The organism is Rummeliibacillus stabekisii (assembly GCF_007988965.1).
GTDB lineage: Bacteria > Bacillota > Bacilli > Bacillales_A > Planococcaceae > Rummeliibacillus > Rummeliibacillus stabekisii.
Genome location: NZ_BJVD01000014.1, coordinates 1 through 25,911, shown reverse-complemented (window position 1 = coordinate 25,911; position 25,911 = coordinate 1). Strand labels below are relative to the sequence as shown.

The 25,911-nt window shown below is 34.5% G+C and carries 29 protein-coding genes; 6 read left to right on the top strand and 23 right to left on the bottom strand.

Annotated elements, in window-relative coordinates; translation table 11 throughout:
• Positions 1–287: 287 nt before the first annotated feature.
• A complete protein-coding gene (locus RST01_RS15135; protein ID WP_147198096.1) occupies positions 288–4,007 on the bottom strand; it encodes a PDDEXK-like endonuclease domain-containing protein in 3,720 nt (1,239 codons plus the stop codon).
• A gap of 184 nt (positions 4,008–4,191) precedes the next feature.
• On the bottom strand, positions 4,192–4,365 hold the full coding sequence (locus tag RST01_RS16090) for a hypothetical protein (protein WP_184117468.1): 174 nt from the start codon (positions 4,363–4,365) through the stop codon (positions 4,192–4,194).
• A gap of 111 nt (positions 4,366–4,476) precedes the next feature.
• On the opposite strand from RST01_RS16090, the gene RST01_RS16085 reads away from it, so the two are divergent.
• Positions 4,477–4,641, top strand: coding sequence for a hypothetical protein (locus tag RST01_RS16085; RefSeq protein ID WP_158512583.1), 165 nt, complete (start codon positions 4,477–4,479; stop codon positions 4,639–4,641).
• 75 nt (positions 4,642–4,716) lie between these two features.
• Here the strand turns inward: RST01_RS16085 and RST01_RS15130 are convergent, their stop codons facing one another.
• Both RST01_RS15130 and dsdA read right to left on the bottom strand, forming a co-directional pair.
• Positions 4,717–5,910, bottom strand: a complete 1,194-nt coding sequence (locus RST01_RS15130; protein ID WP_147198094.1) for a NupC/NupG family nucleoside CNT transporter — start codon at positions 5,908–5,910, stop codon at positions 4,717–4,719.
• Positions 5,911–6,229: 319 nt separating this feature from the next.
• On the bottom strand, positions 6,230–7,468 hold the full coding sequence (gene dsdA, locus RST01_RS15125) for a D-serine ammonia-lyase (RefSeq protein ID WP_147198090.1): 1,239 nt from the start codon (positions 7,466–7,468) through the stop codon (positions 6,230–6,232).
• A gap of 303 nt (positions 7,469–7,771) precedes the next feature.
• Between dsdA and RST01_RS15120 the strand changes: the two genes are divergently transcribed.
• Positions 7,772–8,167, top strand: coding sequence for a hypothetical protein (locus RST01_RS15120; protein WP_066787817.1), 396 nt, complete (start codon positions 7,772–7,774; stop codon positions 8,165–8,167).
• Between the two features lie 116 nt (positions 8,168–8,283).
• On the opposite strand, the gene RST01_RS16080 is transcribed toward RST01_RS15120, so the two are convergent.
• Positions 8,284–8,451 carry a hypothetical protein gene (locus RST01_RS16080; RefSeq protein WP_184117467.1) on the bottom strand — a complete coding sequence of 56 codons (168 nt, stop codon included), beginning with the start codon at positions 8,449–8,451 and terminating at the stop codon, positions 8,284–8,286.
• 175 nt (positions 8,452–8,626) lie between these two features.
• Between RST01_RS16080 and RST01_RS15115 the strand changes: the two genes are divergently transcribed.
• A complete protein-coding gene (locus RST01_RS15115; protein WP_147198145.1) occupies positions 8,627–9,508 on the top strand; it encodes an SDR family oxidoreductase in 882 nt (293 codons plus the stop codon).
• A gap of 104 nt (positions 9,509–9,612) precedes the next feature.
• On the opposite strand, the gene RST01_RS15110 is transcribed toward RST01_RS15115, so the two are convergent.
• The 4 genes from RST01_RS15110 to hutG all read right to left on the bottom strand — a co-directional run bounded on the left by RST01_RS15110 (position 9,613) and on the right by hutG (position 12,823).
• Positions 9,613–10,236, bottom strand: a complete 624-nt coding sequence (locus RST01_RS15110) for an NUDIX hydrolase (RefSeq protein ID WP_147198088.1) — start codon at positions 10,234–10,236, stop codon at positions 9,613–9,615.
• A 74-nt stretch (positions 10,237–10,310) separates the two neighbouring features.
• Positions 10,311–10,826: a DUF4871 domain-containing protein gene (locus RST01_RS15105; protein WP_147198087.1), complete on the bottom strand. Its 516-nt coding sequence runs from the start codon at positions 10,824–10,826 to the stop codon at positions 10,311–10,313.
• A gap of 17 nt (positions 10,827–10,843) precedes the next feature.
• Positions 10,844–11,812 carry an SDR family oxidoreductase gene (locus tag RST01_RS15100; protein WP_147198086.1) on the bottom strand — a complete coding sequence of 323 codons (969 nt, stop codon included), beginning with the start codon at positions 11,810–11,812 and terminating at the stop codon, positions 10,844–10,846.
• Positions 11,813–11,875: 63 nt separating this feature from the next.
• Positions 11,876–12,823 carry a formimidoylglutamase gene (hutG, locus tag RST01_RS15095; protein WP_147198085.1) on the bottom strand — a complete coding sequence of 316 codons (948 nt, stop codon included), beginning with the start codon at positions 12,821–12,823 and terminating at the stop codon, positions 11,876–11,878.
• 181 nt (positions 12,824–13,004) lie between these two features.
• Between hutG and RST01_RS15090 the strand changes: the two genes are divergently transcribed.
• Positions 13,005–13,751, top strand: a complete 747-nt coding sequence (locus RST01_RS15090; RefSeq protein WP_147198084.1) for a glucosaminidase domain-containing protein — start codon at positions 13,005–13,007, stop codon at positions 13,749–13,751.
• Between the two features lie 51 nt (positions 13,752–13,802).
• On the opposite strand, the gene RST01_RS15085 is transcribed toward RST01_RS15090, so the two are convergent.
• From RST01_RS15085 to RST01_RS15070, 4 genes are all read right to left on the bottom strand, one after another.
• On the bottom strand, positions 13,803–14,504 hold the full coding sequence (locus tag RST01_RS15085; protein WP_147198082.1) for an LrgB family protein: 702 nt from the start codon (positions 14,502–14,504) through the stop codon (positions 13,803–13,805).
• Positions 14,504–14,869 carry a CidA/LrgA family protein gene (locus RST01_RS15080; protein WP_223823546.1) on the bottom strand — a complete coding sequence of 122 codons (366 nt, stop codon included), beginning with the start codon at positions 14,867–14,869 and terminating at the stop codon, positions 14,504–14,506. The genes RST01_RS15085 and RST01_RS15080 overlap by 1 nt, the downstream gene beginning before the upstream one ends.
• A gap of 84 nt (positions 14,870–14,953) precedes the next feature.
• Entirely contained in the window at positions 14,954–15,844 is an 891-nt protein-coding gene (locus tag RST01_RS15075; protein WP_147198077.1) for a LysR family transcriptional regulator, read from the bottom strand.
• A 150-nt stretch (positions 15,845–15,994) separates the two neighbouring features.
• On the bottom strand, positions 15,995–16,354 hold the full coding sequence (locus RST01_RS15070) for a YnfA family protein (protein WP_147198075.1): 360 nt from the start codon (positions 16,352–16,354) through the stop codon (positions 15,995–15,997).
• A 175-nt stretch (positions 16,355–16,529) separates the two neighbouring features.
• On the opposite strand from RST01_RS15070, the gene RST01_RS15065 reads away from it, so the two are divergent.
• Positions 16,530–17,474, top strand: coding sequence for a bile acid:sodium symporter family protein (locus tag RST01_RS15065; RefSeq protein WP_147198073.1), 945 nt, complete (start codon positions 16,530–16,532; stop codon positions 17,472–17,474).
• A gap of 383 nt (positions 17,475–17,857) precedes the next feature.
• Here the strand turns inward: RST01_RS15065 and RST01_RS15055 are convergent, their stop codons facing one another.
• The 4 genes from RST01_RS15055 to RST01_RS15040 are packed head-to-tail and all read right to left on the bottom strand — an operon-like array spanning position 17,858 to position 20,201.
• Positions 17,858–18,481, bottom strand: a complete 624-nt coding sequence (locus RST01_RS15055) for a kinase (RefSeq protein ID WP_147198071.1) — start codon at positions 18,479–18,481, stop codon at positions 17,858–17,860.
• A 56-nt stretch (positions 18,482–18,537) separates the two neighbouring features.
• The gene (locus RST01_RS15050; RefSeq protein WP_147198069.1) at positions 18,538–18,885 is read right to left on the bottom strand and encodes a DUF6176 family protein; all 348 of its coding nucleotides are present in this window, start codon (positions 18,883–18,885) and stop codon (positions 18,538–18,540) included.
• A gap of 30 nt (positions 18,886–18,915) precedes the next feature.
• Positions 18,916–19,533 (bottom strand): NUDIX hydrolase, encoded by a 618-nt coding sequence (locus RST01_RS15045; protein ID WP_147198067.1) that lies wholly within the window; start codon positions 19,531–19,533, stop codon positions 18,916–18,918.
• Positions 19,534–19,589: 56 nt separating this feature from the next.
• Positions 19,590–20,201 (bottom strand): histidine phosphatase family protein, encoded by a 612-nt coding sequence (locus RST01_RS15040; protein ID WP_147198065.1) that lies wholly within the window; start codon positions 20,199–20,201, stop codon positions 19,590–19,592.
• Between the two features lie 169 nt (positions 20,202–20,370).
• Between RST01_RS15040 and RST01_RS15035 the strand changes: the two genes are divergently transcribed.
• The gene (locus RST01_RS15035) at positions 20,371–20,763 is read left to right on the top strand and encodes a DUF1259 domain-containing protein (RefSeq protein WP_147198063.1); all 393 of its coding nucleotides are present in this window, start codon (positions 20,371–20,373) and stop codon (positions 20,761–20,763) included.
• A 318-nt stretch (positions 20,764–21,081) separates the two neighbouring features.
• Here RST01_RS15035 and RST01_RS15030 read toward each other — a convergent pair whose 3' ends face one another.
• From RST01_RS15030 to RST01_RS16075, 6 genes are all read right to left on the bottom strand, one after another.
• On the bottom strand, positions 21,082–21,789 hold the full coding sequence (locus RST01_RS15030; protein ID WP_147198061.1) for a CPBP family intramembrane glutamic endopeptidase: 708 nt from the start codon (positions 21,787–21,789) through the stop codon (positions 21,082–21,084).
• 239 nt (positions 21,790–22,028) lie between these two features.
• Positions 22,029–22,229: a cold-shock protein gene (locus tag RST01_RS15025; RefSeq protein WP_147198058.1), complete on the bottom strand. Its 201-nt coding sequence runs from the start codon at positions 22,227–22,229 to the stop codon at positions 22,029–22,031.
• 189 nt (positions 22,230–22,418) lie between these two features.
• Positions 22,419–22,697: a hypothetical protein gene (locus tag RST01_RS15020; RefSeq protein ID WP_066787858.1), complete on the bottom strand. Its 279-nt coding sequence runs from the start codon at positions 22,695–22,697 to the stop codon at positions 22,419–22,421.
• Positions 22,698–23,305: 608 nt separating this feature from the next.
• Positions 23,306–23,542, bottom strand: coding sequence for a hypothetical protein (locus tag RST01_RS15015; protein WP_147198056.1), 237 nt, complete (start codon positions 23,540–23,542; stop codon positions 23,306–23,308).
• Positions 23,543–24,095: 553 nt separating this feature from the next.
• Entirely contained in the window at positions 24,096–24,401 is a 306-nt protein-coding gene (locus RST01_RS15010) for a hypothetical protein (protein ID WP_147198054.1), read from the bottom strand.
• Between the two features lie 363 nt (positions 24,402–24,764).
• Positions 24,765–25,911, bottom strand: a 1,147-nt coding sequence (locus RST01_RS16075) for a hypothetical protein (protein WP_186806992.1), incomplete at its 5' end; no start/stop codon positions are given.

Sequence of the window (25,911 nt, the reverse complement as noted above, 5' to 3'; positions counted from 1 at the left end):
ATAATCCAAACAGAACAGCTACACAATGTTGTTTGACTTTAACCTGTTCAACCTTCTCTCACATTCTTATAATGTCCTAAATAAATATATATGTAAACAGCCCCCCTTTTACAAGACTGAAAAGACTTCCACTTTAGCTTGTAAAATTAATCATTATGTAATATCTAATGAAAGCAAAAAATGTGTTAAGTGGTCAAAAAAGCATTTTGACTAAGAAAACCCCATAGTCAAAATGCTTATACGCTTAACACTATATTCCTTTAAAGCTATTATCATCAGTTCACCATTTAATTTTGGTCCACTGAAGTAGGCTTTTGATTAATTTGAAAGTGGAGACTGGGAGTTGGTTGATTTTGAACCAGACTCTGCGGTTTGATTTTCATGAAGTTTATAAGACTTAGTAATTTTTCCATTGTTTTTGAATGATCTAAGTAGTATTCTCTACCGCTTATATGCCAGAATGTCCAACCAGCCTGCTCCATCTGATGTTGGCAACATTCTAACTCATCAATTTCTGATTGATTAGTCCACTTTCTTCCTCCACATATGATCGCTAAGCGTCCATGAGAACTCTCTAATGCCAAGTCAATTGTCAATGGTCCCGTTTTAATAGTAGGCATGAAACGATACCCTCTCATCATCAGTTCATTCTGCAAGTCTGCTACAAAGGTAGATGTTGTCGCATGGTCCTCGGTCGATAGAATAAAGGATGTAGTATTCGGCAATTCTATTTTTGCTTTGTCCGGTAATTGATGTTGAGCAATTTCAAACATAGACATTGTTCCGTCATACAACGAGTAATTCGGGAAATTTTTAATGTAATTGTTCATTAATACCGCAATTTCCTCTTGGCTTAATTTGGATGACAATTTTTTAGAAGTAGCCTCATCTCCAAAGATAATAGCTTTTTCACCTCGCAATAATACTTGGAGATCTGAAAGGCTTCCCATTCCGTCGACAATCACAACATCAAAATAATTCCCTGGAACAGACCAATACTTAGTTACCTCTGATATTGGCATTAACCATACTGGAATAGCTGATTGCGCTTGTTTAAGAATATTGTCTGCTTCCTGTTTAAAATGCGGCGCAAATTTAGCTCTGTCTTTTTTCATTTTTTTATTATAAAATCGCCAATTTGTGATTGCTGTTTTTTCTGCTGGAGTAATTTGTTTAAGCGTCGACAGCCAAGAGACTGGCTGTATTAATTCTTCCGTTAATTTCTTTTGAAGTACTCTTTCCTGTTTCAACTTTGCATGTAATATATTCGGCTGCAAGTGTCTGCTACCTGATAGCCATGTCGCCATCTTTTTCAGCACAAAAGATTCAATAGCATCGTCTTCTGGCACTTTCGCTTCACCAAGAAGATCAATTAAATCACCTGCGGTTAGCGGTAGACTGTGAGATAATATATCTATATATTGCTTCCACCTATGAATATCATGCTGCAAAATCCGTTGTATTTTCAACTCAGTTAAAAGTTCTTTCCATTTCAAAGCATCCTTTTCTACCATTGCATTAAGGAAAGCATTATATATTGGATGCATATGTTTAATTTGAGCTTTTGCACGAAGCTGTTGGGTTTTATCAAAGAAATTTTCTTGCCATTTTTCATATTTTAAATAAGCTAGTGTATGTGAGATTTCTATTTTTAATTTTTCGTAACTTAGTTGATCAAATAGATTAGTTTTCTCCAACTTCTCTGCTGCCAATTTTTGGGATAAGGCCATATCTGTATCAGCAATATTTATAAGATGTTCCAGCAATTCTATTTTTTCATGCAAAATTAGAGGGAATTGCGGGTGCCTAATATCAATTTGCGGGAATCTCACTTCACTGATTTTGCCATTATACATTCTAGATAGCTGTGTAATTAACATCCGGTATTCAATATAGCGTAGCATAATTGCTACATCCTCAAAATTGCGAAGTGGTTTTCCATTCAATACAGGCGTTTCAAATAAGTATCGCGTAGCTTTGCCTTTACCAAACATAAAAAGTGCATTTGGCTTCTTTCCGGCAAGCATACGGTCTCTAACCATTCTTAAATCTTTTTTAATATCAACCGTTAATTTCTTAGGTAGTCTTATTTGATGATGACTTATTTCATGATACATCTCTAAAGCTTTCTTATTTAATGCTTTAATTTGTTCAATTACCTTCTTCCAATCATCTTTCCTTTTTTCGTCACCTAACACATCTTCCAAGAACCCATGAACACTTTCATCGTCCACTATTTCATAATTTGTTAGAATATCATCCACATAAGCTTGCATAATGAGCAATGATGATTTTTTTGAGGATTCTAACTCGATCGGCAGGATATGGCGTACGTCAATTGATTCTTCTAGTTTGTGTTCTTCTTCTAACAATATTTTAAAGGTAGCTTCATTCATCATTTCACCAGGAGATGGAACAGTCGTATGGAGCAAAATGGTATCCTCTTTTGTAAGAGAATTATGAATACGACCAAATTCTTTCCATTCTTCATGAGTAAGCGGGAATTTCATAACAAGTGGCAAATCATCTCGGATCCACTCAAATGGTTTTGGGTCAGTGGCTAAATATTTGGCTACGTCATGTTTATACCATTCTTTATTCTCGAATAGGAAAGGCTTTCCTTCTGACAAATGATATTGCCGTAGCTCATTTAAGCTAGCTTGCTCTTGCTCGACACTCATTTGAAGTCTTAGTTGCTTTTGTTTTACCTTTTCAAACCCTTTTCGCATATTGGTATTATCAAGCCGTTCCCCTACTACTTGAATGGATTGCTCAATTTGTTCTTTTGAGTTTTTTACGTCGCTTGTTATGTGAACACATAACGGATGAAGATGTTTGGGCAATTCATTCTTAATTGTGGCTAGTTCTTCATGATTTGTAGCTACCAACACTTTTTTTCCATTAGCTAAGTAATGGGCGATTAAGTTCTTAATAGCTTCTGCCTTAGAAAAATTATTGCTCGTTCGGACACTGATAGCACTCATTTGTTCTAACTTTTTTACTACTTGCTTTTGTTCCTCTGGTACATCTAGCGGCAAAAAGAGTTGTCCTTTGGCTCCGCTGCTGCTTTCTCTTTTTTTCTGTGATAAGCCCAATACTGAATAAAGTGCTTCAGTTGGTGCACTATTTTTATGTTCAAGGTCTTGTACTAAGTTCTGTAAGTCCTTTTTTAAACGAATTTGATTTTTGTTGCGGATGATAATGAAAGATTCATCGATTAATATTGGTTTCTTCTCATGTGCTTGATCCCCTACCTCAGCTTCGGGATGGCAATAGGGGGCAATTTTATTTAGAATTTCAGACTCATCATTAAAGAATTTGTCAGGTACTATATTATCTAACAAAGCTGCAACCTGTGTTTGTTGCTCTTCAGAAAAATTCTCCAATAAATGTTGATCAAAGGAATAAATGGCGTCTTTTGTATTAATTGTAATGGTATCCTTATTCTTATTTAGAACAAGTGATTGTGTGAATACAGGCAATTCAATCACGTGCTCTCCATCCTGCCAATTAAATAAGCCTTTTGCCAATACAACCTCTAAATCGCTATCTCCTTTGAGTTTTTCAACCCATTCACAAAGCTCATTATAAAGGCTGGAGGCTTTATCGTAATTCTTTTTTCTAACAACCCACTTAGTCCATTCTATAGTTTTAGAATGGCGATTCCGGTTAGCTCCTTCTTTTTGTAATAAATTCTCTTCTAGTTGGAAAGCGTGTTTATACACAGGTGCGGTATGTTCCTTTTTATAAATAAGGGCAATTTTTGGGGATATTTCGGGATATGGCTTGGGTGCGACCAGAAATGTTTGCTCTAGAATAGGTTTATGTATCTCTGCTCGCTGCTTTAGCTGCACTTTTGAATCTAGCAATTCGTACAAGTATAAATCATTGATATTCCAAAATTGTTTGTAATCTTTTATCGAACGGACAGCAGGATTTTCCAAAGCCGTAAATTCTTCAACATATTTAAAAAAGTGCTTTGCACGTTTTGTTAATTGTTCATTCAAGAATATTCCTCCTCCAGCAAGACCTATTTATAATATATATGTAGGAGGAGGTAGACTATTCCTAATAAAAAGATTGTATTCATTTATTCTGAGTTAAAAGTATGTTAAAACAATAAAAAAACTCCGCGTTTCATTTTTCACTAACTTTCTTTACTGAGTTATATGATACCTTAACTTAGCTACCTTATTCTAAAGCTTCTTTTTTCATTTCTTCTAAGTCTTCAATTTGTTCCTTTGTAAGTAAAATTAATTCTTTTGTTTGCTCATCAATCAAATCAACTTCTTGTAATTCTTTTAAGCTTCCCTTTGCTTCTTGTAGCATAAATTCTATATCTTCTAGTTTTAGTTTTTTCATCATTCATTCCTCCTGTTATTTTTCATTATAGTGTCTCTCTTTTATATTTGCATGTTTAACTTTCTATCGAACGGGTATTCTTAATTAACAAAACATTTAAGGAGTTGGATTAATATGACGAAAGTAGTTCTGGTAAATGGTGAATACTTAGCAATTATTAACGAAAGACAAATGGTAGAAACTAGAGAGTTGCCAAAGGGCATTAATCTCGGTGCTATGGGCGAAGTGGAATATGACCAAAAAACAGGTCAAATCATTGTAGATGGACAGATTATTTAATCTGAATCCATCTTTTTTTATCCATTATTGATTTATCAAAAAAGTTCCTACCCCAAAGGAATAGGAACTCATCTATTACCAAACAAATAAACCTACAAGCATAGCGCTCAAAAGTGAAACGGCAATACCACTTATCAATAATTTCCAAACATTTTTACCGATAATCGCTGATTTTTCTTCAGATAAAAGAGAGCTGAAAGCACCATAAATCATTCCGATTGTACTAAAGTTTGCAAATGACGTTAAGAAGGTAGCGGCTACTGCAACTGTATGAGGAGCTAATGAACTTAAATGTTTCTTTAGATCCATCATAGCCACAAATTCGTTCGTAGCAAGCTTTGTACCCATCAACTGAGCAACATAAAGCGCATCTTTAGTCGGTAAACCAAGTAAATAAGCAAAAGGACTGAAAATATAAGAGAAAATTTTCTGAATGGTCAGCCCTTGAACGAAAATTCCTAATAAGCCATTCACTGCAGCTGTTAAAGCTACATAACCAACGAGCATAGCAGCAATAACAATGACCATATTCATGCCGATTAACATACTATTCGAAATAGTTGAGAAGAAGTCCTTTTTCTCCTCTTTTGCTGGTTGATAAATAATATCTTCTTCTTTAGAAATTTTCACAGGATTCAACATATTTACAACAAGCAAAGCGTTCAGGCAGTTTAGCGGTATAGCACAAAATACATATTCTGCAGGCACGAGAGACAGATATGCCCCTACAATCGATCCGCTAATACAACTCATACTCATAATACCAAACGTTAGTAAACGGTGCTCTTTTAGATTCGCCAATTGTCCACGAATTACTGCAAGCGCCTCCGTATTCCCTAAAAACATCATTTGAATAGAGTAGAAACTTTCCAACTTTGGCAAACCTGATGCTTTCGATATTAGCCAGCCGACTTTATCAATGATCCAAGGCAGTATTCCAAAGTAAGATAAAATATCAAAGAAGGTAACTATAAAGATGATCGGCAATAACGCGCTGAAGAAAAAGTCGACTGTATCATTCGCCAAGGCACTCGGGAAGACAAATGCAATCCCCTCATTTGCACAATCAATCAGCCATGTAAAGAATGAGGCAATTTTATTAATAATCCAGCCGCCGATAGTGGTTTTTAACATAAACCACGTAATTAGTATTTCAAGCACTAACAAGGTAGCGATCGCTCTCCATGCTACTTCTTTTTTGCGGGGCGAACATAAATAAACAATGCCCATTACAATAATGACTCCTAAAATATTTAACATGAAAAACATATAGGCAACTCCTAGCATAAAGATCAGCAATCAAACCATCACAAATATATTAAATAGTCATGCCCAAACTACTATCCATCTAATCAAAACGTTTTCATAAATTTCTACAGGCAATATTCTTAAACATTTCTGATAATTTATTTACTGGTTAATCATAAAAATGATATTACTATTCGTGATATCATAAATCAATATCTATAGATACATTCAAAATACTAAAATTATCATAAACATTTCAAATTATTATTCAAAAGCATGACTCTTGTCTAATTTACGGAAAAATAAAAAACCTAGCTGCTTTGACTAGGTTTATTTATTGTTACTCAATATAGTTTTTCTGTTCCTCTTGAGGCACCATACTTCCACCTGTTGCCCAAATAATATGTGTTGTTTCTTTATTAGCAGAGGATGGTAATGAAGCAAATAGGCCCTTCATACTCGCTGCCGCCGAAGGTTCAATTAAAATACCTTCTGTTTGATAAAGTTCTTTTAAATAGGTAATTAACTCTTCATCGCTTACAGTGAGGATCCCATCCAATAAGGGCTCTAATAATTTACCTGCAAAAGAAGAAGGCCGCCCAACCGCAAGACCATCGGCAATAGTTTTATTGGTCAAGCCTAGATCATATACAGATATCTGATCATGCTGGCCTGTAGCCATACCTAGCAGCATGCAAGGAGATTGAGTTGGCTCTACGAAATAACAATATACATTTTCTCCAAAGGACTCTTTTAAGCCGTAGCATACGCCTCCTGGTCCCCCACCTACTCCACATGGGATGTAAACACATAACGGATGGTTGGCGTCCACTTTAATGCCTTGCTCGTCTAGCTGTTTTTTTAGTCGGCGTCCTGCTACAGCATAGCCTGCAAATAGGTGTTTAGAGTTTTCATCATCAATAAAATAGCTGTTCGCTTCTCGCTCTGCTTCGTCTCTGCCCCTAGCAACAGCTAAACTATAATCCCCAGCATGTTCTATAACTTGCGCTCCAACCGCTCTTAACTTGCTTTTTTTCCATTCTTTTGCATCATGCGACATATGTACAATCACATCAAAGCCAAGTTTCCGGCTCATAATGCCAATGCTCAAGCCTAGATTTCCTGTTGATGCTACGACAATCTTGTATTTGCTCAGTATGTTTTTCATTCTTTGCTCAGCAAAGATAGAGTAGTCATCCTCCATACTTATTAAATGATGTTTTAAAGCGACTTTTTCAGCTAAATATAACACTTCATGTATACCACCTCGGGCTTTAATTGAGCCGCTGATTGGCAATCCATCATCTCTTTTAATAAAGATATTACCTTTTATAAGCGTTTCTTTTTTTAGTTGTAGCATTGGCTGCAGTGGTGATTCAATGAACCCGTTTAGAGATAATGTTTCTGGAAATTCTCTTTGAATGTAAGGAGCAAAACGAATCAATCTCTTTTCGGCTTCTTCGATCATAGCGTGATCAATTGAATAGGATTCATTTTTTTGGGGATTAAGCCATACAACAGGACTTGCAGCTATTAACGAATCCCTTAATTCTGGGGGTAAAGAAAAATTTTTAGTCATCTTGTAATCTCCTTTCATCTTTTACGTAAAGAAAAAAATAATCATTTATAAGCAAAAAGACTTAATTAATGTAACATTTATTTTATATATACCTTTTTATAATCCTATAAATATTCTGTCTAGTTACAAATAACTTGAAAGCCTTTAGAATAAGGGTTCATCTATTATTTCTAGATGTTTATCTTTTTGAAACGCTTCCATACAAATTCTAAATATTACATTTTCGTTACATTTGTGTATTCTTTTGCAGAATGGGTATACAATATTATATAGTAAATTTAGACCACGAAAGGAAACGATAGAATGACTCAAAAAGTAACAAATAATTATACTAACCAATTAAATGAAATGAAACAAATTATATATAAATTCCAAAACACATCAGAAATGATCTCGTCCATTCGTAAAAACTTAGTGGATTTTATTTCTGTCGAACAAGAGCAAACAAGAGAGATTTATCAACAGCTCATTGAAAATGCTGGTTTTGTAGCTGATCAGGAAGCAATTTTTGATTTAGATGCAATCACATCCTACTTTGATGATACTGAATCTAATCTGTATGCATCTACTGAAAAGATTTTACAATTAAATCAAAAGCTTCACCGTTATCAGCTTAAAACAGAGCATTTCACTGACAAACTAATCAAAGCAATTGATTCAATGGAATATGGAAAAAACACTCTCCCTCAAGCAGAGTAATAGCTCGTATGCTTTTGCTCTTCTCTTTCCTCCCCCCTTGCAGAGACTCCATCCACTCGTTCCACAGTTACGTATGAAAGAGCTGCACAAATTGTGTACAGCTCTTATTCATCCCTTTAAAGCAACGGATATTCTTCCGTATAGCGTGGATGAGCATAAAATGGAGGTCTTGGCCCAATTAAAGGTAATTCAAAAACGGACTCTTCATATGCTACTTCTATCTTTTCATCCGATTCATTAATTAATAAAAATTTTACATGCTCATTAAAATAATAATTATCCAATCCATCATCTCCTCATTGTATTCATTCTATCTTATTCAAAGTCACTGTATATTGGTGCCTCACAGTAAGCACCTTTTGAATCAGTCTCTCATACTGTACTTTGAATAGTTAGTTTGTAAATTAGAGGGGGAAATGATAATTGGACCACCGTGAAACAAATGAGTCAACATACCCAATGAATCCAAATTACGGTAAGATTACGCAGTATCAAGATGTTGCCATTACAGTACCAGAGCAACGGCAATTTCGACAGCCAGGCGTCGAAAAGCTTATGGTACCACAACCCATCATTGAAAATCCTAATGATAAAGGGAGCGGAAAATTAGAAGGAAAAGTAGCATTAATCACTGGCGGTGACAGTGGTATGGGTGCAGCAGCGGCTATAGCTTTTGCAAAAGAAGGAGCAAATGTTGCTATTTCCTATTTAAATGAACATGAGGATGCTGAACGCACGAAAAAAAGAATAGAAGAATTAGGCCGTCAAGTGCTGTTATTGCCAGGTGATCTCCGTCAAAAAGAACAATGCCGTCTTATTGTCGAAAAAACAGTAAGCACATTTGGAAAACTAGATATTCTTTGTAATCATGTTGGTATTCAATTTCAACAAAACCATCTAGAGGATATATCAGACGAACAGTTCGAAGATACATTTAAAGTAAATATATATTCTTTTTTTTACACAACCCGTGCAGCGCTTGCTTATTTACAACCTGGCGCATCCATTATTAATACATCTTCAGTCGTAGCATTTGATGGCCATGAACAATTAATTGATTATAGTGCGACAAAAGGAGCTATCATTGGCTTTACTCGCTCATTAGCCAAAAACTTAGTTACAAAAGGCATTCGTGTAAATGCTATTGCTCCAGGACGAATTTGGACGCCACTTATTCCATCAAGCTTCTCCCCAGATCAGGTGGTGCTTGCAGGAAACCCAATGGACCGTCAAGGGCAGCCGTTTGAAGTGGCACCAACGTTTGTTTACCTGGCTTCGAATGATTCTCGATTTGTCACAGGCCAAACATTGCATGTCAACGGCGGTCAGATTTTTGGATAAAGGAAAGGGAATATCCCGTTTCCTTTATTCTAATATCACAGGCTTGATTAATGGACTTCATTTGCTCAGAAACAATGTTGCCTGGAGCTACAATTCTCTTGCAATCATAAAATTTGGTCTTTTATTTTATTTATAACTTCTAAATAGTACGAAATTTGGTGAGGGACAAATTGATTCTTACCGATATACTCAACGAAGTCGACTCTATTATTCTCTTTATCAATTTTAAAACCGCTAGCTTTGATTTCCTGTTTTTCGTCTAACCAAAGCTTACTAAAATCATTAAATTCCACTAAGACCATACCTGAAACTTCATCCGGTTGAATAGTTAAGTCATTAAGATTATGCGCACTTTTATACAAAAAGAGGTGTGCTAATTCTTTATCAATGAAATTCCCACTTATAACACAATAATTAATGAGTCCTAATGGCACTAAATCATGAAAGGGTATATCAATACCTACTTCCTCTTTTATCTCTCTAACACCTTCACGGGCAGTTTCATCAGCCATTAAATGTCCGGCTACAGTAATGTCCAATAGGTTCGGATAGTCTTGTTTAGTATCACTGCGTAACTGAAGATAGATATAATCTTTTCCCTCAATATTCGTGATAAACCAACAATGAAAGGTTTCGTGCCAATACCCAAGCTCATGGACATCCTTACGCGAAGCAACCCCTATTATATTTCTTTCCTCATCAAATATTTTAAAAAATTCATTTTCCATCTTTTTTCCTCATTATAAATTATCCTTATATTATTTTTATTCAAGGTGAATAGCTTCTAAATTCGATTGAGTGTTTATTTATTATTCACCTTTACATAAATAGTATCGAAGAGTTTACCGTCCAAGAAAACATCAAGTTTCCACATTCCACTTTTCTTGAAATCCATGCTAGTTGGAATACTAACATCGGCACTATTATTAGGACTTATTTGTAAGTTATTTGTTGTCTCAGGAACAATGCTTACGTCATTTTTACTTCCTTCATGCGTACCTAGTACTTTAAACTTCTTTTCTAGTTGATTTTTTTCTCCCCATAAATGCCACATATATTTGTTTTGCTGCCCTTCCACGATAGGCATGTTCTTTTTATCATATATAAAACCTACCCGCCCTTTTATACCAATCATTTTATAATTGCCTGACTCGAAAATATCACTCTCTTTCCATTGTTGACTAGTTTCATTCTTGTTACTGCAGCCAAATAAAGCGATTATCAGCAAAAATAAACCAGCGAAAGTACTTACTTTTTTTATGGTAAAAATCCTCCTCACTTTTATAAGTACATTATTATACTGATAACAATATTTCATTATTTATGCAATTCCACTTATCTAACATTAATACTGTATCCTCTTCTTTCAAGGATATCCTTTTCTACATTTGACATTGTGTAAGAATCTATTAATTCCTCTTTTGATAAGTGAGTGAATGTTTGTTTTAGTCCTTCAAACAATGAAAATTTTTGGTTTGCACTGAAATCATTCAACAGCTTCTCAGTAGATCCGTATAGCGAGACATCTCTGAATGGAAACCACTCCCTTGACAAGTAACCCGTTTCTTTTGCTTCCACTAAAACAATGCTCGGCTCCACCCCAATAATTTGGGCGCACATTTTTACCCAACCCTCTAGCGAAATAGAGCTGCCATCCCCAACATTGTATATTTGCCCGAAACTTTTACTGTTTCCAGACATTCGAATTAAAGTCTCCCCCAAGTCATCTATATGCCCAAACTGTATTACGTTTTCACCTTTGCCCGGAATGATAATAGGAGAATTATTTAACAGACGTTTAAAGATATATGTTTCACGGTCTAGGTTATTTCCTGGCCCATAGATATAAAAAGGCCGTACGATTGTGCAAGGAAATTTACTTTGGTTGTATTCTTTCATTAACTCTTGCTCACAAAGATATTTATTTGCCCCGTAATCACCCCAAATTGGGTTAATACCTGTCTTACTCGTTTCATGAAGTGGATAATCATTTGTAGCTAAATAAACCGATGCACTACTTATATGAATAAAGTGCTTTGTTTTTCCCTTTAGGAGTTGGATGGCGTTCCTTGTTTGCTCAGGTGTATACGCAGAGATATCATATACATAATCAAACGTTTTACTATATAGAACTGCTGATAATTCGTTTATATTGTTACGATCTGCAATTAAAGCTTTACTGCCTTGAGGAGCTTCCCTTGTTCCTCGATTTAAGACATAGACTTCATGTCCCTCACGAATCAAACGTTTTGCCATAGCTTTCCCTACAAATTGTGTACCACCAAATACAAGACATGTTGCCATAGTATTACCTCCTAACAAAGTAAAAACCCCAATTTAACGAACCCTTCACACACCTAAGAAGCCCTATCTTCCCCAAAAAGACATCGTTGCTTCATTTATAATATGGGCAGCCAATTTTGACGTACGATTATTTTCATCAACTACCGGATTTACTTCACATAAGCTAAAACTAGTCACTTTCTTCTCTTTGCATATCTCACGGATCAGTGTGCGTACGGTTAGTGGGTCCAACCCAAAAGGAGCAGGCGCGCTCACACCTGGTGCATGTGCTGCACTGATTGCATCCATGCATAATGTCAGCAAGACTACATCACAATCATTGACGAAAGCTTTGATTGAAGATTTCGTCGCTTCATCTGTCATCTCATCTTCAAACAGATAAGTAACACCCAGCTCATCTGCACGTCGGAATAGCTCTGTCGTATTACCATAACGTTGAATACCACAGACAAAATATTTCGCATTTGGATCCTGATCCAATATTTGCTTAAACATCGTGCCAGAGGATGGTTGTTCATCATAAGGCCTCATATCAAAATGAGCATCGATATTAAGTAAACCAATTTTGGCTTCCTTGCCGGCGTGTTCTCTTACCCCAAGATACTGACCATAAAGGGTTTCATGGCCTCCTCCTAGTACAATGCAAGGCACGTCCTCATTTAACGCTGTTGCAACTGTTTTCCCTAATTCTTCTTGTGCAGCTTCCAATTCATTTTCTTCACAAACAATCGTGCCTGCATCTATTACAGTTGCATTTAAAGGACCTCTGAACGGCATACTTGCTAATTGTGCGCGAATTTCATCTGGCGCTTTCTTTGCCCCGACTCTACCGTGATTCCTTCTTACCCCTTCATCACAAGCAAATCCAATAAGCGTTACCATATCCTCTACATTTTCTTCAGTTCCATCTAAAACCTGGCAATTCACCACTTGATGATAACGAAAGCTTTCTCTGTTTTCCGAATCATCCAGACGTCCGTCCCAAATTGCATCATCTGTTTTTTTAAACATTCATACACCCTCTTTTCTTTCCTAGTTACCATTAATCTAACGTATACAAAAGATTATGACAATATAATTCAATTAGAAACTTTCAGGATAAACAATCTAATAGAAAACTCTCTATACTTTTGTTAAACTAAGAGATATCATCCTATAAAAAGGAGGAAGGTTATTAGAGAACCGTTAAATAATGAAAAAAACATTCTTATTCACTTTATTTGCGACCATTCTATTTGCGACTTCAATTTTCATTATCATTTCTCAGTACAATAATTCAATTGAAGAGACGCCAAAGCCTTCTCCAAAAGAACAAAGTATTGAAAGTTTTATCGGATTAATCTCTGATGATGCTCGTGATATTGCAAAAGAACATGATTTATATGCTTCCGTTATGATTGCCCAAGCGGTACTCGAAAGCAACGGCGGCAAAAGTGGTTTAAGCTCTCCGCCAAATCATAATCTCTTTGGCATAAAAGGAACATATCAAAGACAAGCAGTAAAGATGACCACATCAGAAGATAATGGCAAAGGCGAAATGCATCAGATTAAAGCAAAATTCCGAAAATATCCAAACTATAAAGCGTCTTTAGAAGACTACGCTGAGCTACTGCATAACGGGACTTCTTGGAACACAAAATACTATCAAAAAACATTTAAGAGCAAAACGAAATCCTATAAAGATGCAACAAAGTATCTCACTGGTACCTATGCAACAGATACACGCTATCACCAAAAATTAAATGCGTTGATTAAGGAATTCCATCTTACGCAGTATGATCATTCACCAAAAAACCAAAAACAGGTAATCGTTAAAAATGGAGAAACATTACGTTCTCTTTCCAATAAATATGGCGTTGCAGTTACCTCTATTAAACAATGGAATCAATTGGACACCAATGATTTGGACAATGGTCAAAAGTTAAAGATTTACCAATAAAATAAAATTACAAAAAAACTCACTTTTCACAGAAGTAAAAAGTGAGTTTTTTTACATAGCAAAACACAAGCGGAGTAGTGGAAAAAAGGTTTCAGACAAAAGGATACTTATCAAAGCAGCTATTACCATTGCTACACTTGAAAAAGTCCCTTCTAATTCCCCCATTTCGAAGGCTTTTGAAGTCCCTAAACCATGCGCTCCCATTCCTAGCATCAACCCTTTTGCAGCAGTTGTTTTGATACGGAATAATCGAATTATGATCGCACCTGTAATGCTGCCTGTCAAACCTGTGACAATAACAAATACGGCCGTCATAGATGGTTCGCCACCGATCATTTTAGAAATATCCATGGCAATCGGTGTTGTAATGGAACGCGGAACTAAGCTAGTTATCATATCTGCTGACAATCCAATCCATACTGCAAAAAAGAAGGATGATAGAATAGCAACCAATGAACCTGTAAATAAGCTTGCTACGATAATCTTTGCATGTTTCTTTATCAATTCTAGATTTTTATATATTGGCACAGCAAATGCAACTGTTGCAGGACCTAATAATTTTGTTAGCACTGAACCTCCTAGATTATATTGTTCATATGAAGTTCTTGTTAAAAGTAATAGAATAACAAGGAACAAGGGGCTGACAATTAGTGGAGAAAGCAAGAGCCGATGCGTTTTCTGATATGCTTTCTTACTTACTAGAAAGATAGCAATCGTGGCAATGAGGCTGATGAACGCAATAAAAACATTCATTATTCTTTCACATCCTTTTTATGTAAATAATCTGCCACTGCTCCCGTACAGATCATAACAAGAATGGTGCTTAAAATAATTACAGTCACCAATTTAATGCCGACAACGCCAAAAATTTGATCATATTGGATGACACCTACGGCAGAAGGAATAAAGAATAGAGCAAGTTCCCCAGTCAATAATCCAGCTCCAAGGTCAACCCACTCTAATTTAATTATATTAAATTTAAGTGCTAAAAATAATAGTACGAGACCTATGATGCTTCCCGGAATTGGCAAATGCAGTACAGCTGAAATGCCCTCTCCTATCAAAAGAATCCCATAAAGGAACACTATTTGAATAATTATTTTACTTATTTTTTTCACTTTGCTCACCTTTTCTAAGCTCAACTTATAAGAACACTTTACCTCACATATCACCATTCGTAAAATATCGTTTTTTTATGTTTACTATTCCAAATTGGAATGGTTGGATGTAATAAAGCCAATTAATCCTCTAGTTGCATGTGACATATAACGATCTTTCTTTGCAATCAGTACAAGCTCCCAGGGTATTTGAGGCTTAACAATTGGGATGGCTTTCACTTTTTCTTGATTAATTTTCTCAGCAAATGATTTTGGGAACATTGCAACGCCTAAATTGTATTCTACCATCTGGCTTATGATATCCCACTGTGAACTTTCATAAGCAATTTGAGGAGTAAAACCCGCCTGCTCACATTCTTGCTTTATACGATCGTGGAGCGTGAAATCTTGGCTAAATAAAAGCATTTTTTCATTAGTCAGTTCCCTTAAGCTAATCTCCTTACTTCCTGCCAAATGATGCGACTTATTGATAATTAGCATAAGATTCTGTGATGCAAAGGGAATCACCTGAAAGTCACTTTCATCGGCTGGTAGCATTACAAAGCCAATATCTAAAACACCATCTGCTACCAATTCTTTAATAATATTTGCCCCACGTTCCACAAGTTCAATGCTAATATGAGGATATCGTTCCTGAAATCCTTTTAAAAGCTTCGGCAAATAAAGAATGCCAATTAGCGGTGGCATACCAATTTTAATCGTACCTTTCTTCATTTGTAATACATCTTCCAATGCAGTATCCAATTCTTCAACTATGCTTAGCATTTTTAGTGCTTGGGCATAGACAATTTCACCAACATCGGTCAATTCGATATGCCTTGGATAGCGATAAAATAAAGCCGCATCAAATTCGCTTTCGAGCGACTTCACTACTTTGCTAAGTGTCGGTTGTGTCACATGCAAATCTTCAGCCGCTTTAGTAAAACTTTTATTTTTCACAACCGCAATAAAATACTTTAACTCTCTAAGCTCCATAAATTCAACTCCTCAAACTGCTGTTATGGCTAGAAACTCACTTCTTATAGTATATGCTAAAATCGGTGCAATTGCCCATTCCGGTCAACCTAAGATGAGCACTCTAGGTAGTTTAAACGTATTTTACGGGCAAAATTTTGTGTCTGCTTTTTAATGTCTCGGTGCAAAGAGCATCACTGCAACTCCAACTAAACAAATCCCCGCACCTATCCAGTCATACAAGTCAGGTGTCTTATGATCAACTCCCCATCCCCATAAAACGGACAGAAAAATAAAAATTCCACCATAAGCAGCGTATACTCTTCCGAAGCTTGAAAAGGATTGGAAAGTAGCAAGAACGCCATATAAGAATAAAATAACTCCACCGATTATCCCAAACGACAAAGGCCTACCCTCTCTCAACCATTGCCATATTAAATATCCTCCGCCAATTTCAGCAAGCCCCGCTAAAATAAATAGAAAAATTGAAATGGTACTCACTTCCTCTTCTTCAATTGTCCCAGAGTTCATCATACCATACTGTAAATCTAGTAATTGATAATAGTAAAGCTTATCTTACTGTTATGCATCTGCTAATCAAAGAAGAGAAACTTGAATAGTCTGTTCCTCCTTTCTACAGATTTTTCCCTTGGTGAGTTAATTAAGTTAAAATAATAATATATTATAAAAAAAGAAGGTCTTTTGCATGTTAGAAAAACTAAATGTATTTCTTCAAAAATACATTGCTATTTTGACACCATTAAGTTTAGTCCTAGGTGTTTTGCTAGAGCATATTGGACATCATCTATTATTCCTTGTCTCATGGCTGTTTGCTTTTATGACATTCGCGGGAAGCTTAAATATGAAATTTAAAGATGTAAAAATTTTTGTTAAGCATCCTGCCATTATCTTATTCTCTATTGCATTTCTACACATTTTGATGCCTTTATGGGCTTATCTATTATCAACTGTCATATTCGATGATCATTTATTGACTGTCGGCTTTGTACTCTCTGTTGCAGTTCCAACTGGTGTAACAAGTGTTATTTGGATCAATATATGTAGGGGTAATTTACCTTTAGGGTTATCCGTTATTTTGATTGATACGTTGCTTTCGCCATTTATCATTCCCTCTATTCTGCATTTTGTCTCAGGTGAAAAGATTCAATTAAATGTTGCGTCTTTGATCATTAATTTACTTTTAATGATTGTATTGCCTACAATCTTAGGAATCTTAGCGAATGAACTTTCTAAGGGGGAAATACCTAAGAAATTTGGCCAGAAACTTGCTCCTTTATCTAAGCTGTGTTTATTTTCTGTTGTCATGATTAATAGTGGTGCAATCGCTCCTTACCTGAAAAACTTTGATTCTCATCTCGTTTCAGTCCTGCTTCTAGTCCTATTTATTGCTGTCTCTGGATATATGTTTGCTTTACTGATCGGACGTTATATTTTAAAAAATCATCCTCAGATGACTTCTTTAGTATTTACGGGGGGGATGAGAAACATTGCAGTTGGCGTTATTGTTGCCACCACATACTTTCCAAGCAAGGTAGCCATGCCCGTTGTATTTGGCATGTTATTTCAACAAGTCTTAGCATCCGTTTTTAGTAAATTGGTTATGAACAGTGAAATATCACAAGAAACTTAGGAAAATAGTTAATTTAGAAAAGGGGAAAGAAAATGGATTTGTAATCATGGGAAGAAGTTAGAAAAGCGATTGAAGATGAACATCAGGAGATTTTATTATATTATAAAGATGAAGCGGAGTGGTGGGTAAGTAGATTATACGGAGTAGAAAAAAGCTTCCTACTTACACGTTCTAAAGACTCTTACACACAAATGTTTGCAACAGCACAAGAACTATTTAACAATGGGATTGTTGATGGTAAGCCTTTTATTGAAAGAATTAATGATTTTTATTAAGAACATAGTTAGACCGACGATTAAATTATCATAGAATTAGATAACTTAAAAGAGGGTGGCATACTGCCCCCTCTTTTAACCTTTTATTAATCGTACTACCATTTTTATTTACCCCTTTATAACTATATCTGCTTTTCTAATGGGATCTATTTTATCGAGATAATGGTTTTCACCTAACCAATATCTTTTTTTATATTTATTGAGTCGTGCCTGGTAATCTCCAATATATGAATCACGATTTAATACTCTTTTGTATCTTAATTCACGAGGGCAGTCCAAATAAAAAATAAAGTCAAAGTAGCTTCTCCACTCTGCTCTTTGCAAAAATATTCCTTCAATTAAGACAATACTGTTGGTTAATAATCTAATCTGTTTAATTGAAGAATGATCAGTATATTTATCATAGAACGATAGAGATAATATTTCACTATCCTCATGTAGTTGTTCAAATAAATTGCTCCTTAAACATTCTATATCCCATTGTAAATAATAATATTCATACCATTCTTCTTGCCCTGTTAGGTAACGCTTATTTTTTTCAACAATATGGTCATCTAGATGAAAAGTAGTAAGGTTATACTTTTGATTATCCAATTCTCGTGCAAGTTCTTTCACTAATGTAGTTTTCCCTGCCCCACTCAGTCCGTCTATCCCAATTATGAAAGGACGATCTTTATTTAAACGTGTTAGAAATTGAGATGATACCTTTTCTGCCAGTTCTTTAATAGACATGGATGCATCCCTCCATGTTAATTATCTATTTTCATATGAACGTTCACATCAACATTTCAAACGGTCATAACACTTCTAATTTTCTCAGGTATCATAACAACCTCTGTAGTAAGGTCAACAGGTTTGAAATTTGTATCTATACATTCATCCCAGTACTGTAAATGCTTTTTGTCAATCCAATGCTCTGACTCATAGACATCTTGGCCACCCTCACCTTGAACGGAATACCAATACAAGTAATCATCTCCATTAAGTGTTTCTCTGAAAATCGTTTCAACATACATTCTTTCGCCTTCTAGTGTAACTAGTACATCTTTCATATTTTCATTCAAAAATTTTAACCATTCATCTACTACTTCTGTTTTTCCTTCCTTTACCTTAAATCTAGTCAGCTCAATATTCATATTCTCTCACCTCAATATTCTAGATAATTTTTAATCAAAAGAAACAGGTTCTAGAGGATTGTGCAAATGCTTGAAAGCTAAATGAATCTGTGTTTCTGTATTCCTTGCTGTTGATAAAGATGGCAATTCATCTTCTTCAAAAAACTCAACTGCACTTGTTTCAATACCATCTTGGGGCTCTCCTCCAATAATTTCGCATTGAATAAACATTTTGTAAACATGATATAGCGAAGGAGGATGTGGATAACACTTCTTGTCTAGTACAGCTATTAATTTTGTTGCTTTAACATCGAACCCCGATTCTTCTTTTACTTCTTTTATCGCAACTTCACTTGGCGTTAATCCGATATCACCCCAGCCGCCAGGTAATGCCCAATGTCCATCGGTGTTTTCTCTAACCATTAATATTTTGTTTTCCCTAAACACTACTGCCCTTATATCAACTTTGGGCGTTTGATAACCCGTTTCATTGGCAAAAAGCTCTTTTATCAATTCGCTTTCAAGATTTGTATGCTTTGCTAAAATTTCAACGCTAATATTTCTGATCAATTCAAATCTTTCCATGTCATAAGCATCTTTAGAATAGGTTAGCCCTGCCTGTGCAATGGATTGAAGCTGCTTCGCCCAATCTAGCCATTTAAGTTCCAAATATTATGCCACCACCAATTAAATTGTTTATAGAATATTAAAATGAGCTTAGAAATCTAATAAAAGTCATCGAATTCTAGACTAATTTTATGTATCTCTTTATTCGATAATTTAAAGAATACTGATTGAGATACTTCTAGTTTTAAAGCATCCTCTTTTAATATCCCCGCATATATTCCACGCAATATTCTCCCGGTTAATCCGTGTGACACCGCAATTACTTTAGGTTCTTTTTTGATAGATTCAAGCCAATCCGTTAAACGATTTACAACCGAATCATAACTCTCTCCATCTGGTGAATTAAAATACCAACTATATAAATCGTTATTATTAATAAGATGCGGCCAAGTCTTTTCAATTTCCTTTGTTGTTAAACCAGCCCACGATCCTACAGCAACCTCGCTTAAGCGATGATCAATCACTACTTTACTAACATCAAAACCGATTGCTTCACAGATAATTTCTGTACTTTGAATTGCCCTCCCAAGTGGACTCGAAATAATCCTCCACTCATTTGGATCTCCAATAATACTTTTTAGCATTTTTGCATTTTGCTTTACTTGAAATTTACCATCGTCGGTTAACGAAGAATCCAATTCTCCTTGATAACGACCTTGCGTGTTATATTCTGTTTCTCCATGTCGAAGCAGGTATAGTGTTTGACTCAATATAATCTCCCCCTACTCTCATGATAAAGTAAAAACAGTAAAATCGGAATTGCTTTTACTTTTAAACTTTTAAGATAATAGATATTTCAATTTGTCAGATTAATCGTTGGCCTAGTGTTCTAGCCTTTAATGATGCTTCATAATATTTAGAGGAAATGAGGTGTTTGGTATGGCGAACTTTCAATATTTATGCCAACAATATGCTCAAATTGTTGATGGGCAAGCAAACATGAAACATGGAGTTTGTTCAGTAGAAATTGCCCGAAATCTTCTTGTGACGATTCAAGGCCGTCCCAGTAAGAGTGTACTCCACGCAGGAATAACGTTTGAATCATTAGACCAAAATGGCAATGCACTGAACCTTGGAGAAGTTGTTGTATTAGAAGAAGAACTCCCTGCCTTTGTTAATTTATTGGTTCGAAACAATTTAACCATAAGCGCTATTCATAATCATTGGATTTTTACGAATCCGACTATTTTATATGTTCATTTCCAATCTGTAGAAAATCCCTTATCGTTTGCTAATAAAGTGGCAGAAGCATTTCGCGTTTTAAAACATTAATTTACTATCAGTTCCATAAAATCTTAATGCGTAATGGTTTGATTCAAGCGACTCCCCTTATTTTCGGTATGTATCGATTAACTTCCGAATGTCATGCTATTAAACAATCACTATTAAGAAAAATGCACTTCCCCCCTATTCTTTTACGAATCCATTCAGATTCTAAGATAAGGCAACGGAAACAATGTTTTAAAGGTATTTAAAACCAAATCAGATTTTTTTATCTTAAATAAACATAATGTCAAATTAAAATAAAAAAGAACAACATAAATGCTGTACTAATTCACATGAATTTGTACAGCATTTTACGATTTTTAATTAACTAGCTGCTCTATTATATTCCCAATTTAACCTTTTTTTATTTTCTTCTTTAATCATTTTCCACATATAAAGCGCATATAAAATTAAAATTACAGTCTGAATCCCTGCAAATAAAATTGTCTCGTTAATTTGAGGCTGTTTTTGTAAAAAACCAAAAGCATCATGGAAAAAATGCCATAGGATAACTGGAATTAAGCTCTTTGTAAGGTAAAAAATTTCTGCAAAGACGATACCAATTGTAAATGCAAATATTACTTGAATAATCGTATAAAAAATATTTGCACCACCTGCTAAATTCCCTAAATGTGTTACACCAAAAATACAGGAAGAGATAATAATAGCCTTTTTTATTCCTACACCTTCTAAAGTTTTTAAAATCAAACCTCTAAAATAAATTTCCTCCGCAAACCCGACCGCTAAAGTAAAAAATACAGCAGCAAATATGTAGTCTTCACTAACATTGCGAACTCCAACAAAAAATCCAATTACTTCTATAATAATTACTGGAAAATAAAATAAAATTTTATTCTTTGATTTTTTTTCAATACTTCTAAATCCTATATCGCTAAATCGAAAATTAGATTTCCAGATGTATATTAAAGCAATTATGATAGATAACCATACACAAATCCCATTAACAAGTAAGGAGTTAATTTCATTCATTTTTAATACCTGTGTAATAACTCCTCCTAATATGTAAAACATTAATATTCCTAATGCGAACAATATTGATATAAAAATTGGTACATTTTTTGATTAACCCCATTTAGTTCTTCCTTTCTTTGATAATCAGTTTAGAGTATATAAATCTAACTAAAATAACATATCAACACTATTAAAATAATTTTTTATGTATATTATGTATATATATGTAATATTATTCAAAAAAAGAGAAATCCTCGAAAGGATTTCTCTAATTATTGTAATTTAATCTAAATTAAAGATTAAAGTTTTACAATGTTTGCTGCTTGTGGTCCGCGTTGGCCTTCTTCAACTTCAAATTCAACTTTTTGGCCTTCTTCTAAAGATTTGAATCCTTCACCTTGGATTGCTGAGAAGTGAGCGAATACGTCTGCTCCGCCTTCAACTTCGATGAAACCGAAACCTTTTTCTGAGTTAAACCATTTTACTGTACCTTGTGTCATTTAAATGACCTCCATTATAAATTATTAATATATAAGCTTTTAAAAGAAAAAATTCACATATTACAAAAAGTACCGAACAGACACGATTACTTTTTGTAATATGCGAATTCAACTTTTTTCCTATTAACTAAATTATATACTGTAAATCCTCATTTGTCTAACATTATTTTTATCAAAATAAATTTTGTTTTATTTAAATTGGAAATTGTACTTTTTATTTACCTTTCGAGCAATTTGACCTAAAAACTCTTGTACGGTCATTTTCTCAACTTTTTGAGTATACCAAGCAAGCTTTACACCCTTATCTTCTTTATTATAATTTACACGAGAAGGCATAAAAGTCTTATTTTTATATTTATAATCAAATTTAATGTAGAGTTTATTTTCTTCTGGGCAATCAAGAATTACCTCATAAACTGGATTTTTAAATTCGGGTTGAAACTTAACTTTTTTAATTTTAGTTAGCATGTTTATCTCCCCTAAATAGTAGTAATTACAATTTATATTATAACATACTTTGTTTGTTCATGCCGATAAAGCCATTCTTTATCCTATAATACTTTCGCTCCGGCACATCAAATGATCTAAACTAAAAATTTATTTACAAAAAATCTGAAGATTTGTTATTATAAGATAAGTCTTGTATGGATATTTATGTTAATATTTTTTAATGTGTATTAGAAATTAATTTGAAGATTTAGAGGGAATATGGTTAAAAAACAGCAGTCAAACAAAAAGTCTATTTTAATGGATCTTATTTTTTATGCAGCTTAACCATATATTATTTGGAAATTCGGTAGGGAACCTTTTGGTAATTATATAGCAATGCTAATTACAACTATTCCGGGATTTGTATATACCATTTATAGCTTAATTATAGATAAACAGTTTAACATTACAGGTATATTTATTTTAGACACACTAGCAATTGGTACGACAGCAGATCTTCTATCTGGCTCAGCAGAACAAATGATTTGGAATGGTGTATATTTAAGTCTTTTTAACTCATCTCTTTATTTGTTTTACTAGTAATGAAGCGTCCTGTCTCATTATACTTCCCTATTGATTTTGTATATTTACAAGGGCATGAAGAAGGTTTGCAAATTTGAGTCTGTTTCAATATGTTCAAAGAAATCCTTCATATCTTCTATTCTCGATGCAAAATGAGCAACTATATTATCAATAGGTTGTACATTCATTAATGACTCTACATAATCTGAAAATGCAATAGTTCTTTTTCCTGCAACCATTCCATTTTCTATACGTTGAACATTTATCTTATTGAATTCCTCAATTATAGTAACAATTTTCATAATTTATTCTCCCTTTAAATCAAGTTTTACTTGTTCTGTTAATTCTTCAACATTTATAACAAATCTAATTAAGCTGTCGGTCAACTCATGAAGGTACCCATAGCAAGCAAATAATCCTATATATAGATAGCATCCTATGAACCTTGAAAAGCCTTCTAATAGAAGAAAATCAATTCCATAGTTCTCAACTGGACTATATTGTTTGTAAATATTCATTAATTTTTCTTTGTGGTCTGGATTCAACTTAAAGCGAAATAGTTCGTCTAAACAATATAAATGAATTGATATTGTTTGGTCGTATTCTTTAAATTGATCAAAGTATTTTAATGTACGCATTTTTGTTTCGTGATAAAAAATTCAATTACCTCGACAGGAGATTCACTATAATAAGGATCATATCCATTACTGTAAAAACAAAAGTCATCTGGTAATTGATAACCCATATTCTCAATTTGTTTTGCAATAATCAGGTGATCCAATGTTTGTTGTATCGATTCTTTATCCCCTTATTCCATGTAAATCATATTAATCAATCTCCTTAAAAAAGTTTTATTTAAAAGAATTTCTTCTTTTTATTACAGGTATTCCAAATATGACTTGGCATTTCAACTGAAGCTCCACATTCTGAAAATGCAGTGTAAGATTGATGCTCCATGACTCCGAATTCCCTGTATATATCTTCGGTTTCCATAAAGTAGACTTCTGTACTCAAAGAAACTAAGTCATCAAGACTCCATGAATCGAATTCTTTTCTTATTTCTCCCAGCGTTGTACATGGGGAAAAATATATGGTTTTCATAATATCGAAATCTTGCCCCACTTCACTTTTCTCTTCAAAATTGATCCAAAGTTTCTCCATTGCCTCATCTCCCTTTTATCTTTAAAAATGCACATAAAAAAGCACTTCCCAAAGATTTCCAGACTGAAAAAACAGTTTGAACACCTTTACAAAGTGCTTTTAATTTACCTTCCCCGCATGGGTAAGACTGAATAAAAAATTACATACATTGTAGACTTAATATAGCATATTTTCGAATCTAAAAAAAGAGCAGATGATATGAAAAAGGTATTTGATTGTTTCTACATTAATATAGCAAAAAATGCTTTAGAGAGGGAAAAATCCCAACCTCTATAAATGAGAGATTGAGATTTAACTTGTAGCTTATCATTAAAATTGTTTGGATTTCTATTCCTGCAAACTAGGAAGCTATTCTTATATCTTTTAGTTGTTCATAGAATAAGACAAATCAGGAGTTATATCCTGTTTTTCTATTATAGAAGTTAGATTAATTGTAGCTCCAGTGCCCTCAATTTCGTATCCACTGACTAATTTAGAACTTAATACTGCTCTAACTTTTCCAGCCACATCAGAAGCTGTATCTCCAGAAGAAACTTGAACTAAATAAGGACTTTCACCCAGTCTTACAACAATAATGCCATCAGCTCTAGCACCAGTAGTGAAATTAATAGTTGCTGTTTCGGTTGATACTACTGAACCAACTTGTGTATTATCCGAAGTTACGGCATCTGGTACACCCGTTCCGTGTCCTTGAATTGAAATATTTAGATTTGGATCGTTAACATCCACAACTTGCTTAGTTAATATAACTTTTGATCCTGAAGCAACTAAATCATATCCTTTTTGTTTAGCCGTATAATAAAAAGTTCCCACAATTTTATCCGCTACTTGTGCTGCTGTATCACCCACTTTTATTGAAGGTACAGCCCAACTCAAACCAAGCATATTAACTATAAGACTTCCATCAGTAGTTGCCCCTCCAGTTACAGTTGCTGTTTCAACTTGTTTTACACCAGCACTCCCTTGAGCAATTGAATATGATGCTTCTATACCCGTTTCGCCAACCGCAACACTACCTAAATTCACAAAATTACTTATGATTGTTTTTTCCCTAACTAAAATATGATTTCCGATAGCTAAAGATAAATTTGTAGATTCATTTTCACAGGTTGTCCAATGAACACCGTTATCTAAGCTGTATTCCATATTTTCAGTCGTGCCTGTGATTTTTCCATCAATTAAGTTTAAAGAGATGTTACTGAATATCTTGTTCAATTCCACAATTTTCACTTCTGCTGCTTCAAGCTTTTCTACGTCTTGATTTGTCACATATGATTTTTCTAAATCTGTTAAATCTTCTAATGCCTTACGAGCTGCTTTTACAGCCTTTTCATTACCAAGTGTGATGTCTTCTGGCAAAGCATGGATAAGCGCTCTTACTTCTTGCGCTTTTGCTGCTGCGTCGCCGTATGTTCTGTTCAATTCCGCAATTTTCGCTTCTGCTGCTTCAAGCTTTTCTATGTCTTGGCTTGTCACAAAAGATTTTTCTAAATCTGTTAAATTTGCCATT

Bases quoted from the DNA above. Each gene is read 5' to 3' on its own strand.
- RST01_RS15055 (WP_147198071.1), bottom strand. From the start codon at position 18,481: ATGTCTATTAAAGAACTGGCAGAAAAGGTATCATCTCAATTTCTAACA.
- RST01_RS15020 (WP_066787858.1), bottom strand. From the start codon at position 22,697: ATGCTAACTAAAATTAAAAAAGTTAAGTTTCAACCCGAATTTAAAAAT.
- RST01_RS15120 (WP_066787817.1), top strand. From the start codon at position 7,772: ATGACTCAAAAAGTAACAAATAATTATACTAACCAATTAAATGAAATG.
- RST01_RS15115 (WP_147198145.1), top strand. From the start codon at position 8,627: ATGAATCCAAATTACGGTAAGATTACGCAGTATCAAGATGTTGCCATT.
- dsdA (WP_147198090.1), bottom strand. From the start codon at position 7,468: ATGACTAAAAATTTTTCTTTACCCCCAGAATTAAGGGATTCGTTAATA.
- RST01_RS15070 (WP_147198075.1), bottom strand. From the start codon at position 16,354: ATGAACTCTGGGACAATTGAAGAAGAGGAAGTGAGTACCATTTCAATT.
- RST01_RS15130 (WP_147198094.1), bottom strand. From the start codon at position 5,910: ATGTTTTTCATGTTAAATATTTTAGGAGTCATTATTGTAATGGGCATT.
- RST01_RS15010 (WP_147198054.1), bottom strand. From the start codon at position 24,401: ATGGAGAAACTTTGGATCAATTTTGAAGAGAAAAGTGAAGTGGGGCAA.
- RST01_RS15035 (WP_147198063.1), top strand. From the start codon at position 20,371: ATGGCGAACTTTCAATATTTATGCCAACAATATGCTCAAATTGTTGAT.
- RST01_RS15075 (WP_147198077.1), bottom strand. From the start codon at position 15,844: ATGGAGCTTAGAGAGTTAAAGTATTTTATTGCGGTTGTGAAAAATAAA.
- RST01_RS15085 (WP_147198082.1), bottom strand. From the start codon at position 14,504: ATGAATGTTTTTATTGCGTTCATCAGCCTCATTGCCACGATTGCTATC.
- RST01_RS15065 (WP_147198073.1), top strand. From the start codon at position 16,530: ATGTTAGAAAAACTAAATGTATTTCTTCAAAAATACATTGCTATTTTG.
- RST01_RS16085 (WP_158512583.1), top strand. From the start codon at position 4,477: ATGACGAAAGTAGTTCTGGTAAATGGTGAATACTTAGCAATTATTAAC.
- RST01_RS15030 (WP_147198061.1), bottom strand. From the start codon at position 21,789: ATGTTTTACATATTAGGAGGAGTTATTACACAGGTATTAAAAATGAAT.
- RST01_RS15100 (WP_147198086.1), bottom strand. From the start codon at position 11,812: ATGGCAACATGTCTTGTATTTGGTGGTACACAATTTGTAGGGAAAGCT.
- RST01_RS15090 (WP_147198084.1), top strand. From the start codon at position 13,005: ATGAAAAAAACATTCTTATTCACTTTATTTGCGACCATTCTATTTGCG.
- RST01_RS15050 (WP_147198069.1), bottom strand. From the start codon at position 18,885: ATGAATATTGAGCTGACTAGATTTAAGGTAAAGGAAGGAAAAACAGAA.
- RST01_RS15015 (WP_147198056.1), bottom strand. From the start codon at position 23,542: ATGAAAATTGTTACTATAATTGAGGAATTCAATAAGATAAATGTTCAA.
- hutG (WP_147198085.1), bottom strand. From the start codon at position 12,823: ATGTTTAAAAAAACAGATGATGCAATTTGGGACGGACGTCTGGATGAT.
- RST01_RS15025 (WP_147198058.1), bottom strand. From the start codon at position 22,229: ATGACACAAGGTACAGTAAAATGGTTTAACTCAGAAAAAGGTTTCGGT.
- RST01_RS16090 (WP_184117468.1), bottom strand. From the start codon at position 4,365: ATGATGAAAAAACTAAAACTAGAAGATATAGAATTTATGCTACAAGAA.
- RST01_RS15110 (WP_147198088.1), bottom strand. From the start codon at position 10,236: ATGGAAAATGAATTTTTTAAAATATTTGATGAGGAAAGAAATATAATA.
- RST01_RS15105 (WP_147198087.1), bottom strand. From the start codon at position 10,826: ATGAAATATTGTTATCAGTATAATAATGTACTTATAAAAGTGAGGAGG.